Here is an 18,393-nt window from a genome sequence, read left to right on the forward strand (position 1 = left end):
TGCGCTTGCTTACCTTTTGTCGAGCCGGCCCTTAGCGGGCCGGGTCGATGGTTTCCCCTAGGCTGTTGTTCACACGGAACCAGCCGGTGACGCTGTAGCGAGGCCGGTTACTGGTGAGCACTTCGTGGGGAAATTCCTCCGAGAGAAAAATCACCATCTGCCCGAAGCGCGGTGCCACCTTTTCGATCACGGTATCGCTGTCCGGGGCATAGATCTGTAGCTCACCACCGTCCTTGGGTTGCCAGTTGGGCGTGAGGTACAGCACGGTGCTCACAAGCCGATTGGTGCTCCCCTTGAACGCATCCAGGTGCTTCTTGTAGTAACTGCCGCGGTCGTAGCGGGCGTAGTGGCATTCGTAATCAAACAGCCCCAGAAACAACCGCCTGTTCAGCCCCAGGCGCAGTGTTTCCGCCCAGCCCAGATAAGCGGCCACAGCCGGGTTGCTTTTGTCCAGCCAGAAAATTTCATCGGTGCGCACAAACTGGTTCAGCTGATGCTCCTGCTCGCGACCGATACCGGCGGCCTGAAAGCGCGCGCGATCGATGGAGCGGAAATGCCGCAGCAATGAACCCAGCAGTGCCGGCGGCAGTGGTGCGGGCAGTACGATATAACCGGTTTCGCGCAGCGCACTGGCAATCCGGTCCAGCGGATCGTCACCATCGGGGCCCCTTTGCCAGTCATTGTTCTGGGCCTTGTGCTGGACATTGCGCAGGAAAGGTTCCGCGGAGGCTTCCGCAGAGGGTAGAGCAGCGTTCAATCAGGTCGATTCCGAAGTGGCTGCGCGGGGAATCGGCCGGCGCCGGCGGGTGCCGGCAAGGGAGTGGGCCATCGGGCGCAGCAGGTTGATCAGGGCGGCTTTTATACCGCCACCGCTGATGCTGCGCCAGCAAAACTTTTGGTATTTAAAAATGGGTATTTAACCCTGAACAGTTACTGGCCCAAAGTGAGGTCCCAACCGGTTAGCAAAATGGTCACGGTGACCGCGCCCACCAGTAGATTCATGGGAATGCCTACTTTCAGGTAGTCCGAGAACTGGTAACCGCCGGGGCCATACACCATCAGGTTGGTCTGGTAACCAAGCGGGGTGGCGAAACTGGCGGAGGCCGCCATCATCACCGCGAACATAAAGGGCTCGGGGTTGAGCCCGGCGCTGGCGGTAATTTGCAGCACGATAGGTACCATAATGATGGCCGCGGCGTTGTTGGTCACCATTTCGGTGAGCAGGGAAACGCACAGGTACACCAGGATCAGCATCAGCCATGGGTGGCCATAGGAGAGTGATATCACGCCTTCTGCCAGTACCGCGGCTACGCCGGTCTTCTGCAGTGCCACGCCCAGTGCGAAGGATGCGGCAATGGTGATGAGCACCGGCAGATCCAGACTTTTCTGGGCCTGGTTGACCGAGCAGCAACGGGTCAGCAGCATGGCGCCGGCACCGATCAGGGCGGCGTTCAGCATACTGATCAGCCCCGCGCCCGCGGCCAGTACCATCGCAATCAGGATCAGCCAGGCGGTCAGCCCCTTTTCATGGCGCGGGCTCTCCGCCTCCAGGTCATTGATCAGGAGGAAGTCCTTGCTGTAGCGCTGGCGAAGCGCGAAGCCGGGGCGCGCTTCCAGCAGTAGTGAGTCGCCGGCTTTCAGTTTGATGCTGCCCAGGTTGCCCGCCACTCGCCGCCCCTCACGGGCTACTGCCAGCACCGCGGCGCCGTAGCGTTTGCGGAACTCGGCGTCGCGGATACTCCTGCCGATGACCTCACAATGGGGGGACACCACGGCCTCCACCAGACGGCGCTCTTCGGTTCCTTTGGTCAGTACCGTGTCACCGTCAACGTGATCCGAGGGCACAATGCCGCGCATGCGCAGCAAGTCGGAAATAGCCTCGGTATCACCAGCGAATACCAATCGATCGCCACCGCGCAGGATTTCGATCGAGCGCACCGGCGCAATCACGTGATCATCCCGTTCAATTTCCACCAGGTAGACCCGGCGCAGGCCGCGCAGCCCCGCGTCTTCCACAGTCTGTCCCACCAGTGGGCCACTGCTGTCGATAGCCACTTCCAGGGTGAATTCGCGCAGATTGCCGAAGGGTCTTTTCTCCCGCCGGTCTGGCAGCCAGCGCGGGAAAAACACCAGCATAAAGGCGATACCCGCGAGTGCCGCAGGCAGCCCCACCGCGGCGATTGAGAACAGGGAGAAACCGTCGTTACCAGTAATGGCTTGGTACTGGCCATTTACCACCAGGTTGGTGCTGGTGCCGATTAGTGTCAGGGTGCCGCCGAGGATGGCGCCGTAACTGAGGGGGATCATCAACTTGGACGGGGCGATATCGATGCGCTTGGCCCAGGAGTTGAGCGCCGGAATCATGGTGGCCACCACCGGGGTGTTGTTCAGGTAACCGGAAAGGGCCACTACCGGGGCAAAAATCCGCAGCATTGCCGCGCGTATCGTGCCCGGGCGCCCCAGCAGGTGCTTGACCATCATGTCGATACCGCCGGAGGCGTGTATGCCGGCGGCCACCACAAACATGGCGGCTACGGTAATCAGGCCGCTGTTGCTGAAACCGGAGAGAGCCTCCGCGGGGGATAGTATGCCGGTGACACTCAACAGGGTGAGTGCCGCCATCATCACCAGGTAGGCCTGGATACGGGTGAATATCAGGGTGGCCAGAACGGCGAAAACGAGAAACAGGGAAAACCAGCCAGACCAATCCATAGTTGTGCGCGGTACATGTGTTCGTTTCGGGGTATTTGTCAGCTAAAGCTACTGCAAAGCGTTTGGCACCAAAAGTTATTTTTTCGCATATTGATATAGCCTTGCCAAAAACACTGTGCCGTGTAGATCGGTGTGAGAGCGCCAAGACTGCTTCGTATGCCGCATTGGGTAATATTTTTCACTGTGGCTGCTAGTCTTTGCAGAGTATCGGCATCTGGCATCTGCGGTTATGCGGCCGGTAGAATACGCGGCTTTCATATAGATGGCATGCCATAGAAGAAGGCTCGCGGTTAACCGCACGTATTCCGCGCCCTCATCTGGTATCAAAAACAGTTTCAAGACACGGGATTCAGCACAGAATGGGAAATAAAACCGCGCTTTACGATGCCCACGTCGCCATGGGCGGCAAAATGGTGGATTTCGGTGGCTGGGACATGCCGCTGCACTACGGTTCGCAGCTGGAAGAACACCACAAGGTGCGCAAGGGCGCGGGCATGTTCGACGTGTCACATATGACCGTGGTGGATGTGGACGGCAAAGGCGCCAGAGACTTCCTGCGCACCCTGCTGGCCAACGATGTAGCCAAGCTGGACGGCAACCCCGGCAAGGCGCTCTACACTGGCATGTTGAACGATAAAGGCGGTGTCGTCGACGACCTGATCGTCTATCTGCGTGACCCCGGCTATCGCGTGGTAGTGAATTGTGCGACCCGTGAAAAAGACCTGGCGTGGATGAACCAGCAGGCCGCAGCCTTTGACGTTACCCTGACCGAGCGCCCGCACCTGGCAATGATCGCGATTCAGGGGCCCGAAGCGATCGATAAGGTGAAAGAAGTCATGGGCATCGACTGGACCGCGGCGATCGATGGTCTGAAGGTGTTCAACAGCTTCGCTCGCGGCGACTGGTTTGTGGCGCGCACCGGCTATACCGGTGAAGACGGCCTGGAAATCATGCTGAACAACGATGACGCATCGGGCTTCTGGCACGCACTGGCTGATGCGGGCGTGTCTCCCTGCGGCCTGGGCGCGCGCGACACCCTGCGCCTGGAAGCGGGTATGAACCTGTACGGCCACGAGATGGACGACGATACGTCTCCGCTTCAGGCCAACATGGCCTGGACCATTGCCTGGGAGCCGCAAGATCGCAAGTTTGTCGGACGCGAGGCGCTGGAAGCGGAAAAAGCGGCCGGTGTGGAAAACAAGCTGGTGGGCCTGGTGCTGGAAGAACGCGGCGTTCTGCGTGCTGGCCAGCAGGTTGTGGTGGACGGCACGGATCGCCGCGGTATCATCACCAGCGGAACTTTCTCCCCCACCCTGGGCTTCTCCATTGCTATGGCCCGGGTGCCGGTGAGTGTTGGCGACACTGCACAGGTTGAGATCCGCAACAAGCTGATCCCCGTGCGGGTGGTGAAGCCGAGCTTCGTGCGCAACGGCAAGTCACTGGTTTGAGTGTGCCGATTTACTAAGTACTGATTTTTAACTACATCGTTTACAGCTAATTTTGAGCTTTTTTGAGGGAAGAACCCATGAGCGAGATTCGCAGCGAACTTAAATACGCCTCCAGCCACGAGTGGGCGCGGCTGGAAGAAGACGGCACCGTAACCGTGGGCATTAGTGACCACGCACAGGATTCCCTGGGTGACGTGGTTTACGTGGAAACCCCGGAAGTGGGCCAGACCCTTTCCGCCGGTGAAGAAGCAGGTGTGGTTGAGTCCGTAAAAGCGGCCAGCGATATCTACGCGCCGATTTCTGGTGAAGTGATTGCGGTCAACGAAGCCCTGGAAGACGAGCCCGAGACCGTAAACTCCAGCCCGTACGACGATGGCTGGTTCTTCAAAATCAAGCCGAGCGATGAAAGCGAGCTGGACAAGCTGCTGGACGCGGACGCGTACAAGGCGGAAGCCGACGAGGGCTGATTTTCCCTCCTGGTTCCGAACCAAAAACGCCGGGCATTGCGCCCGGCGTTTTTGTTTCCGTTTTTAGTGGAAGCGGTGGTAAAGCTTGTTGCTAACCATCACCGCCTCTAAGTTGTTTATGTATCTGAACTCGTCTCGGTCTGCTGGGGCTGCACCAGCCCGCCAATCCCCAGATCCTGCAAATACCCGTGCAGCTTTTCTTCGATTTGCTCCGGGCTTTCCATTTTCAGTACCTGTTGCAGCAAACGATCCAGCTGGGACTTGTTCACTTCCCTGAGGGCGGCTTTTACCCGCGGCAGGTTGGTAGCGTTCATGGAAAGGACGTCATAGCCCATGGCCACAAGCAGCAGTGCGCCGCCGGGATCGCCCGCGAGTTCGCCGCAGATTCCCACCTTGGTACTGGTCTCGTGCCCCGCAACAACAACCTGCAATAGCGCCTGTAGCACTGCTGGGTGGAAACTGTGGTAGATGCCCGCAACACGGCTGTTGTTGCGGTCTACTGCCAGCAGGTACTGGGTCAGGTCGTTGCTACCCACCGACATAAAGTCCACCCGCTTGGCCAGTTCACGCGCCTGGTATACCGCGGAAGGCACCTCGATCATGATGCCGAGAGGCGGTCGCTTGATAGTGTAGCCCTCGTCGACCAGTTCATCGTAGGCGCGGTCGACCAGCTTGCGCGCAGCCTCCAGCTCACCCACGCCACTGATCATCGGCAGCATGATGCGCAGGTTGTCGAGCCCCTGACTCGCTTTCATCATCGCGCGCACCTGGCCCAGGAAAATCTCCGGGTGGTCGAGGGTGACGCGGATGCCGCGCCAGCCGAGGAAGGGGTTGGTTTCCTCGATGGGGAAGTAGGTGAGTGCTTTGTCGCCGCCGATGTCCAGGGTACGCATGGTTACTGGGCGCGGGGCAAAAGCCTGCAGCTGTTCGCGGTAGATTTCTCGCTGCTCTTCTTCCGAGGGGAAGCGGTCGCGCAGCAGGAAAGGCACCTCAGTGCGGTATAGGCCAACGCCCTCGGCACCGCGTTCCAGGGAGCGCACCACATCCGCCATCAGGCCGGTGTTGACCCAAAGGCGTATACGGTGGCCGTCGGCGGTCTCGCAGGGGAGTTTTGCCAGGTGGTCCAGGTTGCGCGCCAGCTCGCGCTCTTCCTCGACGATGGCGTCGTAGCGGCGCTTCAGTTCCGGGCCCGGGTGAATATGCAGTTCGCCGCGGTAGCCGTCCACCACCAGCTCGACACCGTCCACCTGCTCCCAGGGTAGTTCCTGCGCGCCCATCACGGCCGGCACACCCATGGCGCGAGCGATGATGGAAACGTGGCTGTTGGCGGAGCCCTTGATGGAGACAAGACCGGCAAGCTTTTCTCGCGGCACGTCGGCCAGTACCGAGGCAGTGAGCTCCTCGCCAATCAGGATGGTGTTTTCCGGATATTCGCGTCGGCTCTGCTCCTGCTGGCGCAGGTGCATCAGCACGCGCGCGCCCAGGTCGCGCACGTCGGCGGCGCGCTCGCGGAAATAAGAATCGGACATCGCCTCAAAGCGCCGCACGTGTTCCAGCATCACCTCGGCCCAGGCGCGGCTGGCGGTGAGTTGCTGGCGAATACGCTCGCACACTTCGACGGCGATGGAGTTGTCGTCGAGCATGCTGATATAGGCATCGAAGAGCGCGCGTTCTTCCTTGTTCAGGTCGTTCTTCAGGCGCTCGCCCACATCACGGATTTCGTTCCGCGCCGCTGCCAGGGACTGGTGAAATAGCGCCAGCTCACCCTCGACGTCCATGGTGCAGGCAAACGGTACGGTGGCCAGGTTGGCCGGTGGCGCGACGATGTGCGCGCGGCCGATGGCAACGCCGGGGGAAGCTGCGAGGCCGGTGAATTTCGCCTCGTTGCGCTGTTGGCCCATATTGGCCAGCGCACCGGTGGCCTCGGCGTGGGCAATGACGCCGGCGAGCTGTGCGGAGAGGGTGACGAGAAATGCTTCTTCGCCCTCGTCAAACCGGCGTCGTTCCGCCTGCTGTACCACCAGCACGCCCAGTACATTGCGGTGGTGGATGATGGGGGTGCCGAGGAAGGCGGAAAAACGCTCCTCGCCGGTGGCGGGGAAATACTGGAATGCGGGGTGGGCTTCGGCGCGATCGAGGTTAATGGGTTCCTCGCGGGTGGCGACATTGCCCACCAGACCCTCGCCGGGTGCCAGATGGACCTGGCCGACGGCGTCCTGGTTCAGTCCCTGGGTGGCCATCAACACGTAGTTGCCGGACTGTTTGTCACGGAGATAAACCGAGCAAACCTTGGTGTTCATCACCTCCCGCACCCGCCGAACGATAATGTCGAGCGCCGTGGTGAGGTCCCGGGCTGTGTTTACTTCCTGAACGATACTGCGCAGTGATCCGAGCAAAGTGGCTTTCCTCGCCTTTTCTCACGACCCGCTTGTAGCGGTGCCGCCGTTGGCTGTGCGATTCCCTCGATTCCTTATAACCCCCGTCGGGCGGTAATCAAACCGCCGCGGTCAAGGGCCAGCAAGGGGCTACTGGTCGCGCTTCAGCCAGCGTCTTTCCAATTGTAATTGCGTGGGCGCCAGCTCCGTGAGCGCGCGCCGGTAAACCTCCCGTTTGAAGGTCACGACTTTGGTCAGCGGGTGCCAGTAACTCACCCACCGCCAGTGATCAAATTCCGGTTTATAACCATTGTTGAAACTGATGTTGCTTTCTTCAGCATTCAGCTGCAACAGATACCATTTCTGCTTCTGGCCGATACACAGCGGCTCGGAGCGGCGGCGCACCAGACGCTGCGGCAGCCTGTAGCGGAGCCAGCCGCGGGTGCTGGCGAGCAGGGTAACCTGGCTGCGGGTCAGGCCCACTTCCTCGTAAAGCTCGCGATAGAGCGCCTGTTCAGGTGATTCCCCCGGGTTGATACCGCCTTGGGGAAATTGCCACGCGTCTTTGCCGCCTACCCTGCGGGCCCAGAGGGCCTGCCCGCGTTCGTTCAGAACAATGATGCCGACATTGGGACGGAACCCCTCGCTGTCGATATTGCTGCTGTTGTCCGAAACTGCACCAGTGTTTTCCGCACCCGGTTTGCGGGTGTTTTTCCCGCCGCCGGATTTCTCGTTGCGCGCGGATGATCTGGCGGGTCTGCGGCGGTTTTTACGCCCGGCGGGAGTCTGCTTGCCGTCGCCCAAAATACCGTCCTCAATTTTGTTTGGTGCGCAATCTGCGAGACAAAGGCCTCTCCGCACCATAATGTCCTGCATTGTTCCACAGCGACCGAATTACGGCAATTCGGTGACGTTGGTCGGTGTAACCCTGGTCGCGGCGGGGTAAAATCAGCCGCCTTGAGGGCGCCGCGGAGGCAGTTTTAGCTGCCCGAAATGGAACGGCGGTACCGGTTTGGCGGAAAAAATGGCCGCGCGGGCAACCTGCGCGTCAACCGTGCCCTATAGTCAATAAAGGAGATTTTTGTGCAGCTGGCGATTTTTGATCTGGATAACACCCTGATTGGCGGCGACAGCGATCACGCCTGGGGGGAGTTCCTGGTAACCCGCGAATGTGTAGACGGAGAGCGCTTCCGCAGCGAGAACGACCGCTTCTACCAGGACTATCAGCGTGGTGATCTGGACATTTTTGCCTATCTGTCGTTTGCGCTGGAGCCCCTGGCGCAGCTGTCCCGCGGACAATTGCAAAACCTGCAGCGGGAATTCATGCACGAGGTGATCGGCGATATCTGGCTGCCACATGCGGAAACCCTGATCCAGCACCATCGGGACGCAGGCCATCACATCATGATCATCACTGCCACCAACCGTTTTGTTGTCGAGCCCATAGCGACCCGGTTGGGAGTGGATACCTTACTGGCAACGGAACCGGAAGAAGTGGATGGCAAATTCACCGGGCGCGTGGCCGGCCAGCCCTGCTTCCAGGAAGGCAAGGTGGTGCGGCTACAGCAGTGGCTGGATCAACACCCGCGCTACGCCGAGGGTGAAAAATGGTTTTACAGTGACTCCATCAATGACCTGCCGCTGCTGCAACAGGTGGAGCACCCTGTGGCGGTGGACCCGGATGCGCAATTGCGCGACGAGGCACAGGCGCGAGGCTGGCGGGTGATCAGTCTGCGTGGGGATAGCGCGGGCTTTGCCAGCGCGATGTCGCTGTAGCCCAAAGCCCTTGCAGTTATCGAATAAATCGACCTCTAAAACGCTCTAAACGACTTTGGAAATCACGTGAAATACGCAGTCTTCAAATTTTTTCCATCCCTTGCGCGGGCTCTGCCCCTCGCGGTTGCGCTGACCGGAGGCCTGTTGCTGGCAGGCGGTTGCGAGCGCAATGCACCCGACGCCCAGTCAGGAGCCGATAAGCCCGCGGCGCCGGCACAAGTAATCAATGCAGCCGCCGCGGATGCATTCTCTACCGAGTACTGGCAGGCGGGGCAAGCGCAGGTAATTGACCTGGAGGCCGCAGGGCAGGCGTTGCAGCGGGAGGTGATGCAGTTACTGGAGTCACCTACTGAAGATCACCTGGAGGCCGCCAAGCTGGCCTGGCTTGACGCACACCGGGAACTGGCCGGTGCTCTGCCGTTTATTATGGTGGCTTTCTCACCTGCGGATTTGCAGCAGCAGGGTAGTGACCTGTTACTGGCTCTGAACAGTTGGCCAGTGCAGGCCGGATATCTGGATACGGTACCGGGCTACTCCACCAGCGGCATCGTCAACGACACTGCCATCGAATTGACCCTGGCCAATTTGCGCAAGCAGCACCGCCTCACTGCTCACGAGGAGGCCAGCACTGGGTTTCACGCGCTGGAGGTCATGTTGTGGGGGCCGACCAGTGAGCGCACTGCAGAGCAGTTTGCCCGTGCGAACGGGGGCGAGCACCCTGAAGCCCAGGCTTCCAATCGCCGCCGCGAACTGACCCGATTGATCACCGAGGGTATCAACGAGGACCTTTCCAGCCTGGCGGCGCGCTGGCCTCTTGCGGCCAACGATCTTTCGCAGCGTTATCTGGCCAAGGCGCCGGCGGCGCGACTGCAATGGATCCGGCGGGCACACATCGACCTGCTGCGCAAAGAAGTATTGCCGCGGGTGCCGGAAAGTTCTGAAAGCGATGTGGAAAGCCCGCTCGCCGCGGACTCCAAGCAGGCAATACTCGCGACCCTGCGCAATCTTCAGGCCAGTTGGCTGCCAGAAGGTGGGGGTGGACTGGCAGACCTGATGCTGGATCGCCACCAGACTTCGGCGCTGGCGCAGACGTTTGCGCAGCTCGAAGAGCGGTTACTGAAGATGGAAGATCCCATCGAACTGGCGGCACCGGCGGAACTGCAGCGCGGCCGCCAGCAAATTGAGGCTCTGCTGGGATTGATCTCTGGTGACACCGAGGTACCTGCGCGGGAGGAAGAAATGACACCGGTGAGCGTGACCATGCCTGCTGCTGAATAGCGCTCGTTAGTCTTTCTCCAGACGCAAAAAACCCAGGCAATGCCTGGGTTTTTTGGTTTTGGCCAGCGTGGCTGGTGATTACCAGCGACGTACCGGACCAGTGTCGACGTGTACGAAGTTACTCTTCGGGTAGTAACCCACACCGCCAGCTTTCAGGTCCAGTGCTGCGCGGCGCAGTTTGGACAGAGCGACACCCGGCATACGAATGTCCAGTGCCATACCGCGGGTGTGGTAGCTTCGGCGTGCCACACCACGGCCCGCTGCGCGGAGCTTGGCGTTGGTCTTGGGCGAGCGATATCCGGAGATGATCTCGACTTCGCCGTTGTAGTTCAGTTTCTCTTTCAGCTTGTACACGATATCGAACAGTTTCGGGTCCATACGTGTAACTTCGTTGGCGCGGTGGTCGCGCAGCAGACGGTTGAATTGCTTCAGGCCGCTGCTTGAGTAGTCGCCGTCCGCCCAGTAAGCGGTACTCAGGCGCTCACCGGTGTGCAGGTTACGCATCTTCAAAGTGCGTGACTTGCCTACTTTTGCCAGTGCGGGGCCGGCTGAAACCGCCGCCGCGGTAGCTGCAGAAACTGCCAAAAACCTGCGTCGTGAAAGTTCTTTCATACCCTGTTACCGCCTTTGGTTTAGTAGTGAGTGTTGCCGTCATGAGCTTCTAGTCTTCGAGTTGCTTCCGGTGCGTCTCGGTATGGCTGCACTGTACGAAAAATAATCATTGGTTACAAACAGATCGATGGTTATGGCGAATTGATCAAAAAATAACCTGGTGATTTTTTTCTAGCAGGCTACGGCAATCGAATTTTTTTTATCGCGACGAGGCCTTAAAGCCCCTAAAAATCAGTGACAACGCTGTCATTGTTAGGAATTAATTTTTCTGCGACTGCTGAGTTCCATTTTCTGCACTATTTCGGGGGACCGGCGGGACTACCGGGTTTTATCGGCAGTTTATCGGGATTTAGCGGCTGATCGGGGCCTCTGACAAGGCCAGACCTCACAGTATCGGCCCCTATATAAGGAAGAAGGCGGTGGAGGTTTTACTCAATAAGAAGGACAAAGGGGGCCTGGGTGAGCGTCTTCATACCAGAAGGCCCCTTTGGGTCAGTTACCCACAGAGGACTTATCCCGGTGGTAGATGTCCGGGCGGAAGTGCACTTTGCCCAAGGCGTCCACCCAGGCGGTCAGGTAGGTAATGAATAGCCTGGGCGGGGCATCCACCTTGATGGTGACCGATTCATCACCAGTGGTCGCCTGTGCCACCCGTGTTCTGTCCCACCCCTGGGGGCCCAGTAGGGCATAGGCCAGCTCTTCAGGCTCTTGCAGCCGGATACAGCCATGGCTGAAAGCCCGGTGCCGGTGTTCGAACAGGCTCTGGGCCTGGGTGTCGTGCAGGAAAATTGCCTGTTTGTTGGGTATCACAAATTTCACCCGTCCCAGCGTATTGCCGGGCCCGGAGATTTGTCGCAGGGTGGCCTTGCCTCTGGCTGCGCTCTGGATACCTTCGTCGCTGATGGGTTTGGTGGTATTGGTGCCGTACTTCACTACCCGGTAACCGCGTTTGTGCATGGCTTCGGGGTTGTTGCGCGCCTTGGGTAAAAGATCGGTGAGCAGAATGCTGCGGGGCACTGTCCAGGTTGGATTGAATACCACCGAAACCACCTTGGTGGTCATATCCGGGGTCCGTTTACTGCTTTTTCCCACCACCGTTTTCATCGACAGCACCACGCGCTGTTGATCAATCAATTGCAGCTGGTAGTTCGGTACGTTTACCAGGATATAACGTTTACCCGGTTTGTCGGGAAGCTTGTCCCAGCGTTCAGCATTGATTTCCAACAGACGCGCCAACTCCTCTGGCGACCGCTCCAGTTCCTTCAGGGTAACGCTATCGGCGATACCGGTAACGGTTAAACCATGCCGGCGCTGGTAGGACTCCACTGCCAGCTGCAGCCCGGCGTCATAAAGGTCTGCGTAGCGATCCTGGTTGTCACTGGTGGCGACCACTGGTCCGGGCTGGCCGTGATAGTCACCGAAAAGTTCCAGTAACTTGCGCAGTTGTGCCACCCGCTGGCTCTGGTCGCCCGCGCGGAGAGTCGCCCCGGGAGAGACGGGCTGCCACTGTTCTGCCAGTTTGCGGTAGCGCGCGGCCTGTTCGCGCAGGCTGTTGCCCGCGGTGGCGAAATTCAACACACTGTCTTTACTTGAGTTTTGTTCGACTTCCCCGACGTTCTTGCTGTGTTTCCCTGTAGTCTCTTCCAGTGCTATTTCTGATGTTGGCTGCACATCGCCCTGTGTATCTTCCTGGTCATCTTTCTGTTCGTCATTCTGTTCATCGTTTTGTGTTTTTTGCTGTGGCTGGGCAGGTTCTATTTTTTCGGGGCCCGCCTTTTTTTCAGCAGCGTTCGGCGCAACCTGATTCTCTTGGTTTACCTGGGGGGCAGCCATTTCTTCCGTGAAGGTGTATGCAGTGATCGGCAGCAGTGCACAGCAACTCACCGCCACGATGGCGTAAAAGTGACAGGCGCTGGCTTGTCGATAATGCGGTCTTGTGAAAATGGTACTGCTCATGGGAACCCCCATTCCTCACTGCGCTGTGCTGCCTGCGGGCTGATCACGGTGGTAAATGTCGGGGCGAAAATTCAGCAGCCCCTCTTCGTCCACCCAGGCAGTCCAGTAAACAATATGTACCGGGATTGGTTGGTCCAGCTCGACAGCGCGGGTACGGCTGCCACTGGTGTATCGGGTAAGGCGTTCCGTATTCCACTTGCCGGGGCGTGAGCCCTGATTGGCGAGCACGAGCTGCGCGAATTCCTGGGGTTTTTCCAGCCGTATACAGCCGTGGCTATAGGCGCGGGTGCTGCGGCTAAACAGGTTTTTCATTTGCGTGTCGTGAAGAAAAATTGCGTGCTGGTTGGGAATGATAAATTTGAGTCGACCCAATGCATTGCCCTCACCGCCACGTTGTCGCAGTGCCACGCTACCCAGACGCAGGGCTCGCAGGTTGCGGCCACTGAAAGGCACAGATTTTCCGCTGTTGTTGACCAGTCGGTACCCCTTGGCGGAGAGGTTGGCACTCCCCTTCGGTAACAGTTCGCGCAAGGCGATATTTCTCGGTACCGTCCAAGTGGGGTTGAACACAACACGGGTAAGGCGGGTACTCAATTGCGGCGTCTGATGCTTGGGTTTTCCCACCACGACGCGCATGCGGTACTGCTCCTGCTCTCCCTCCAGTACCCGCAGAGTGAATTCCGGGATATTGACCACGATGTGCCGGGGCCCGAGATCTTTGGGCATTTTCTCCCAGCGCTCGAGGTTGGCTTGAAGAGTCGCGAGGCGACGGGCTGGTGGTGTGTTCAGGTGCTCGCGGGTGGTGCGGTCGACAACACCATCGGGATTCAGGCCGTGGCGCCGCTGAAAGCGTTCGACCGCGCGGCGCACATCGGCGTCAAACAGCTCTGCCGCAGCTTTGCTTTTTTCTGATTTCTGACCTTCATCCAGCGCCGCAGTGGCCATGTCGTTTGCGGTGGGCAGGTCGCCATACAGCATTAACAGGCTGCGGAGCTCTTTGACGCGCGGGTCACGCACTCCTGGCGCCAATGTCTGTCCTGCGGTTAGTGGTCGCCAGTGCTCGCCATCGCTTAGTGCGCGGTAGCGCGCAAGCTCTTCACGCATCAGCGCATACTGGCGCCCGTAGGGCGTGTAGGGACTATAAGAGCCGGAAGCGGTGGCAAATTCGGCGCGCTCGACAGGGGTGATCTGTTGCTCTGATGCCGGTGGTGACGTCTGCTGTCCGGTTGCGTCGGACGAGGTGGATTCCACTGCAGCGGAATCCAGCGCGGCTGTCTCCATGGAGAGCGATATCACGACCGCAGCGCCCAAGTTCCGTTGAATACCCAGTCTGTTACCCATCTTTGACCCCTGAACAAGTGCCAAACGGCCGTATGGCCGTAAAAACATGGATTGAGCCCGGGAATGTACGGGCGAACCCTGTGTTTCTAATTGGTAACTTGTGACCGGATTGGCGCCAAATACGATTGGGGTATTCGGATGGAGGCTTTGCAGTGGATTCGGAATAACTACCGGGTGGATCCTCCACCCGGTAGTTCAGTGGGCAGTGAGAGAAGTGCGTTTATACGAGCAATATCACGTGTTTGTTACTGGAACTGGTTAACCGCAAGGCCATCTTTTCCGTAGATATCCGGCCGGAAGTGCATGCGACCCTGGCCATCAACCCAGGCGGTCCAGTAGGTGAGATAGACCTTCACGTTCTGGCTCATACGGACTTCGGTGGTCTCGTCGCCGGTGGTCAGCTGTTCAATACGATAGCGGCTCCAGTCACCGGGTTCGTCTCGCAGCAGTATCTCCGCCAGCTGGCGTGGCTTGGCCAGTCGCACACAGCCGTGGCTGTAGTCGCGATCGGTGAGGCCGAACAGGCTCTTGGCGCGGGTGTCGTGCAGGTAAATGTCGTCGGAGTTGGGGATCTCGAACTTGATCCGGCCGAGGATATTCTGCTCGCCACCTTTCTGGCGCATCAGGAAGCCACCGGCGGCAGCGCGCCCGAGGTTCTGTGAGGTCAGGGGCAGGTATTCACCGCTGCCATTGACTACCCGGTATCCCATGTTTTCCATGCCGTGGGGGTTGGCGCGGGCTTTCGGCAGAATTTCTTTCACCAGAATGCTGCGCGGCACCGTCCAAGTGGGGTTGAACACCACGCGCGCGACGCGGGTATTGATCTCCGGGGTCTGGTGGATTTTCTTGCCGACCACAACGTTCATCGACAGCTTGATGCGATCGCGCTCGACATAGTTAAGGGTGTAACCGGGAACGTTGACCTGGATAAAGCGCTCTCCCAGATTGGCGGGCAGCTTTTCCCGGCGACGGATATTGGCCTCGATGATATGTGCGCGCGCGGTTGGGGATATGTTCAGGCGCTCCCGGGTCTGCTTGCCCACGATACCATCGGGTTTCAGCCCGTGGCGGATCTGGAAGCGTACCACTGCCTGATGCAGGCTCTGGTCAAACTTCTTACTGTTCATGTCGCCGTAGCCGTAGTAATCCCCGTACACCGCGAGCATGTTGCGCAGGTGGATTACGTTGTTGTGCTTGGCGCCAATGGTCATCGCCGGACCGGCGGGCAGGGGGCGCCAGCGTCCGGAGGCAGCCATATTGCGGTAGCGGGCCAGCTCTTCGCGCAGGGCCTGGGCATCGCTGCCGAAGGGGGTGTTTTCCTCAATCAGCAGGCCCTCGCCGTGGCGCGGTGCCAGACCGGAACCTTCATCCTGCAGACTGCGGAAGCGTGGCATCACCCGAGGATAGGTCTGCGGGTAGCTGCGGGTGGAGTAACGCGCGGAATGGCTGGTGCCATAGCGGGAGCCGTTGCTGTACGTCTGCCCCTGCGATGAGCGCTGGGTGTAGTAGCGCGAGCGGTCCACGCTCTGGCTGCTGCGGTTGTAGCCACGGAAATACTGGCGGCCATTGTCATTGGCGGCAAACAGCGTCGGGGTTTCACTGTCAGCGCGGGCGCTCGCCATCATAAAACCGCCGTCGGTCAGGTTGACCGGGGTCATGTCCTTGCGGCGCAGGCGCGGCTGGTGCTTCGGCGCACTGGGGTTGAGCTTGTCCAGCTGGGTATCCTGGGCATAGGAAATAAAGGCATCGGTCAGCAGCACATCGAGCACGGCCGCCATCTGCAGCCGCTGCGGCGTGTCGCGCAGGGTGCGATCGAAGTAGCCCAGGTGATAGCGATAATCCACCATGCTGCTGGGGTTGCCGGAGCTGGAAGCGGTGAGCTGCTTCAGCAGGTCGTTGGCAGTATCACTCAGGCTGTAGTTGTCGAACCACAGCAGCCGGTAGTCGGTGCGGCGGTAGATGCGGCGCACCGCCACCGGGTTGAAAATAGGGTCCTGGGCGGGCCAGGCGTCGGGATTGTCCTCCAGCCAGTTCACCAGATGCGGGCGCACGGCATTCTCCGGCAGCACCGGGACCGTTTTCTGATTGGCAGTGAAAGCGTAGTAGAGGGCAAACACACACAAGCTGCCGAGAAAGATCAACGGCAGCGGCGACTTGCGTTTGCGACGCTCTGGAATGAAATATGACATGGTACCTCAGCGATACTGCAGGGCGCCGGTTTACAGTGCGGAAGCCGGGTGCCCGATCGTTCATACCTTCCCAACCTTCGGCGCACCTTTCCTGAATTGATTGACGACACTAGGCCGTCAACGGCGCACCTTAGTCGAGCATCCCGCGCGACCTTCCTTTTATAGAGACGGATATCGAGAGCACTTTGCGCGTTTCTCAACATCCGCCTGCCTGTGAAATTAAGTATGGCAACAAATGCGAAATTTGCTTGGCGCGGGCTTCATTTCACTTTAGGAGACGGCCGATGCCTGTAAAGACTGGTGCGAAAAATGAGTGATCTGGCGCAATTGGCCGGGACTTCGACGTCAAAATGACACTTAGTCCGCGATCGCGGAAGTTAATTGGCCTGATATCGTGCAGCTGCAATGGTGGTTGCTCAGTCGACGCCACAATCGCGATACTCAAAGTGGCGTGGTTCACCTGTGACCCTTCCATCCGTATAAGTCTGTTCCCACAGCTGGATGCCGCCATCTGTGTTTACTGCGACCAGTGTGCTTGCGCGGGTTCCGTAGCCTCCGCTCAAGCTGGTGTCGCCGAGTTCTCCGTCTTGGATGTGCACGAAGATCGATGAAAGGGCCGATTCCATGGCTGTGCCCACACCGGTATCGGGGAGCTGTGGTTCCGGCGCGCGGGTGTCATCGGCGAGCAATGCCAATGCCGGTGTGACGAAGTTTTCCGTGTCCAGGCGGTCGGGGAGGGCGCCCACCAGGTGGGCGAGGCAGCGGCTGCCGTTTCGGACCTTGGGCCAGGGCGCATCGGGGGCACCATTGGAGATCCCGTGCACGCCAGGAGTCATGGCAAAAGGTGCGTGGCGATTACCCGCACACACCAGGGGTTCTTTTGCCCGGAGATCAAACAGCAGGGCGTTGAATCCCCGATACCGCGTTCCGTTTATTGCTGAGGAAAAGCGCTCTGGCGTCTGGCCGCCGCGGAGAAAACTGACCGGAATCTCCCCGCGGGACAGAACCCCGGGAGGCTCCGGCGTGCCCGGCTCCCTGATATTGGTCACTGCCGCTACTCGCCCCCCGGGGGTGACGCCGAGCCATGTACCTCCGGCCTCCAGGTCGCGGCCGGCGGTGACTACTCCGTCTCCCCAGGGGGCTGCGGGTGCGGTTGGGCGGCGGTAAAACTCATCCCGGTTAGCCAGCAGGATCAGCGGATACCGGGGGTGCTGTTGGTAAGCTATCAGTAGCAGGCACATAGCGACGGTGTCTCGCATTTCTTAATTCGTAAATGCCATAATAACGCCCTCTTCCAAATTACCGCGGTTCGAGCATGCTGACTTACCCCGAAATTGATCCTGTTGCGGTGGCCATCGGGCCCCTCAAGATCCACTGGTATGGCCTGATGTACCTGGCCGGCTTTGCCGCCGCCTGGTGGTTGGCGATGCGCCGGGCCCAGAAACCGTGGTCACCGGTTATCAAGTCCGAAGTGGAAGACCTGATCCTGTTCTGTGCCATTGGCGTGGTGATCGGCGGCCGTGTGGGTTACATGTTCTTTTACAACTTCAGCGAGCTTGTTGCGCACCCCTTGAGCCTGTTCAAGGTCTGGGAAGGGGGGATGAGCTTCCACGGTGGTCTAATTGGTGTCATGCTCGCGGCCACTATTTACGCCCGCAAGATCGGCACGACCTTTCCCACCCTGATTGATTTTGTCGCGCCGCTGGTTCCCATCGGTCTTGGGCTCGGCCGTATCGGCAACTTTATCGGCCAGGAGCTGTGGGGACGCGAGACCGATGGTCCCTGGGGCATGGTATTCCCAAGAGACCCGGAGTTGCTGGTACGCCACCCATCCCAGCTGTACCAGGCTTTCCTTGAGGGTTTGGTGCTGTTTGTGGTGTTGTGGATTTACTCGAGCAAGCCGCGTCCGCGACTGGCGGTGGGTGGTCTGTTCATACTTTTATATGGCATCTTCCGATTCCTGGTGGAATTCGTGCGCCAGCCGGACGTGGGGATCGAGGTGATGTTTGGCTGGATGACCCGCGGCCAGTTGTTGTGCCTGCCGATGATCGCTGCCGGTATCATTCTGATGGTATGGAGCTATCGCACCCAGCCTGTGCCGGAGGGGCGTGGCCAGAAACAAGAAAAGCAGGGGGCTGCCCGCGGCAGTTCCGGTGCCGCCAAGAGTGCCACCAAGAATGCCGCCAAGAGCGGCGCCAAGTAATGATTCAATAGTTCGCAATTTATCTAGCAGTTATAT

Annotated in this window: 14 protein-coding genes; 5 read left to right on the forward strand and 9 right to left on the reverse strand. The window is 59.3% G+C overall.

The window, feature by feature from the left end; all coding sequences use genetic code 11:
• Positions 1 to 31 precede the first annotated feature (31 nt).
• Together LC059_RS10730 and LC059_RS10735 are read right to left on the reverse strand one after the other, a co-directional pair.
• The gene (locus tag LC059_RS10730; protein ID WP_226703846.1) at positions 32 to 757 is read right to left on the reverse strand and encodes a 2OG-Fe(II) oxygenase; all 726 of its coding nucleotides are present in this window, start codon (positions 755 to 757) and stop codon (positions 32 to 34) included.
• A gap of 173 nt (positions 758 to 930) precedes the next feature.
• Positions 931 to 2,712, reverse strand: coding sequence for an SLC13 family permease (locus LC059_RS10735; RefSeq protein ID WP_226703847.1), 1,782 nt, complete (start codon positions 2,710 to 2,712; stop codon positions 931 to 933).
• A gap of 359 nt (positions 2,713 to 3,071) precedes the next feature.
• Between LC059_RS10735 and gcvT the strand changes: the two genes are divergently transcribed.
• Together gcvT and gcvH are read left to right on the forward strand one after the other, a co-directional pair.
• On the forward strand, positions 3,072 to 4,160 hold the full coding sequence (gcvT, locus tag LC059_RS10740) for a glycine cleavage system aminomethyltransferase GcvT (RefSeq protein WP_226703848.1): 1,089 nt from the start codon (positions 3,072 to 3,074) through the stop codon (positions 4,158 to 4,160).
• Between the two features lie 77 nt (positions 4,161 to 4,237).
• Complete coding sequence (gcvH, locus tag LC059_RS10745) at positions 4,238 to 4,627, forward strand: glycine cleavage system protein GcvH (protein ID WP_066961112.1); 390 nt, start codon at positions 4,238 to 4,240, stop codon at positions 4,625 to 4,627.
• A gap of 116 nt (positions 4,628 to 4,743) precedes the next feature.
• Here the strand turns inward: gcvH and ptsP are convergent, their stop codons facing one another.
• The gene (ptsP, locus tag LC059_RS10750; protein WP_226703849.1) at positions 4,744 to 7,023 is read right to left on the reverse strand and encodes a phosphoenolpyruvate--protein phosphotransferase; all 2,280 of its coding nucleotides are present in this window, start codon (positions 7,021 to 7,023) and stop codon (positions 4,744 to 4,746) included.
• A 129-nt stretch (positions 7,024 to 7,152) separates the two neighbouring features.
• Entirely contained in the window at positions 7,153 to 7,656 is a 504-nt protein-coding gene (gene rppH, locus LC059_RS10755) for an RNA pyrophosphohydrolase (protein WP_226704120.1), read from the reverse strand.
• A 429-nt stretch (positions 7,657 to 8,085) separates the two neighbouring features.
• Here rppH and LC059_RS10760 point away from each other — a divergent pair, with 429 nt between their 5' ends.
• Both LC059_RS10760 and LC059_RS10765 read left to right on the forward strand, forming a co-directional pair.
• Positions 8,086 to 8,778, forward strand: a complete 693-nt coding sequence (locus tag LC059_RS10760) for an HAD family hydrolase (RefSeq protein ID WP_226703850.1) — start codon at positions 8,086 to 8,088, stop codon at positions 8,776 to 8,778.
• A gap of 66 nt (positions 8,779 to 8,844) precedes the next feature.
• Complete coding sequence (locus tag LC059_RS10765; protein ID WP_226703851.1) at positions 8,845 to 10,056, forward strand: imelysin family protein; 1,212 nt, start codon at positions 8,845 to 8,847, stop codon at positions 10,054 to 10,056.
• Positions 10,057 to 10,134: 78 nt separating this feature from the next.
• Here LC059_RS10765 and LC059_RS10770 read toward each other — a convergent pair whose 3' ends face one another.
• The 5 genes from LC059_RS10770 to LC059_RS10790 all read right to left on the reverse strand — a co-directional run bounded on the left by LC059_RS10770 (position 10,135) and on the right by LC059_RS10790 (position 17,413).
• The gene (locus tag LC059_RS10770; RefSeq protein ID WP_226703852.1) at positions 10,135 to 10,668 is read right to left on the reverse strand and encodes a DUF882 domain-containing protein; all 534 of its coding nucleotides are present in this window, start codon (positions 10,666 to 10,668) and stop codon (positions 10,135 to 10,137) included.
• 492 nt (positions 10,669 to 11,160) lie between these two features.
• On the reverse strand, positions 11,161 to 12,624 hold the full coding sequence (locus LC059_RS10775) for a L,D-transpeptidase family protein (RefSeq protein WP_226703853.1): 1,464 nt from the start codon (positions 12,622 to 12,624) through the stop codon (positions 11,161 to 11,163).
• A gap of 15 nt (positions 12,625 to 12,639) precedes the next feature.
• Positions 12,640 to 13,965, reverse strand: coding sequence for a L,D-transpeptidase family protein (locus tag LC059_RS10780; RefSeq protein WP_226703854.1), 1,326 nt, complete (start codon positions 13,963 to 13,965; stop codon positions 12,640 to 12,642).
• Between the two features lie 245 nt (positions 13,966 to 14,210).
• The gene (locus tag LC059_RS10785) at positions 14,211 to 16,154 is read right to left on the reverse strand and encodes a L,D-transpeptidase family protein (RefSeq protein WP_226703855.1); all 1,944 of its coding nucleotides are present in this window, start codon (positions 16,152 to 16,154) and stop codon (positions 14,211 to 14,213) included.
• Positions 16,155 to 16,570: 416 nt separating this feature from the next.
• Complete coding sequence (locus LC059_RS10790; protein WP_226703856.1) at positions 16,571 to 17,413, reverse strand: NRDE family protein; 843 nt, start codon at positions 17,411 to 17,413, stop codon at positions 16,571 to 16,573.
• Positions 17,414 to 17,469: 56 nt separating this feature from the next.
• Here LC059_RS10790 and lgt point away from each other — a divergent pair, with 56 nt between their 5' ends.
• Complete coding sequence (gene lgt, locus LC059_RS10795) at positions 17,470 to 18,357, forward strand: prolipoprotein diacylglyceryl transferase (RefSeq protein ID WP_226703857.1); 888 nt, start codon at positions 17,470 to 17,472, stop codon at positions 18,355 to 18,357.
• Positions 18,358 to 18,393: the final 36 nt, after the last annotated feature.

The organism is Microbulbifer elongatus (genome assembly GCF_020524885.1).
In the GTDB taxonomy this organism is placed as follows: Bacteria; Pseudomonadota; Gammaproteobacteria; order Pseudomonadales; family Cellvibrionaceae; genus Microbulbifer; species Microbulbifer elongatus_A.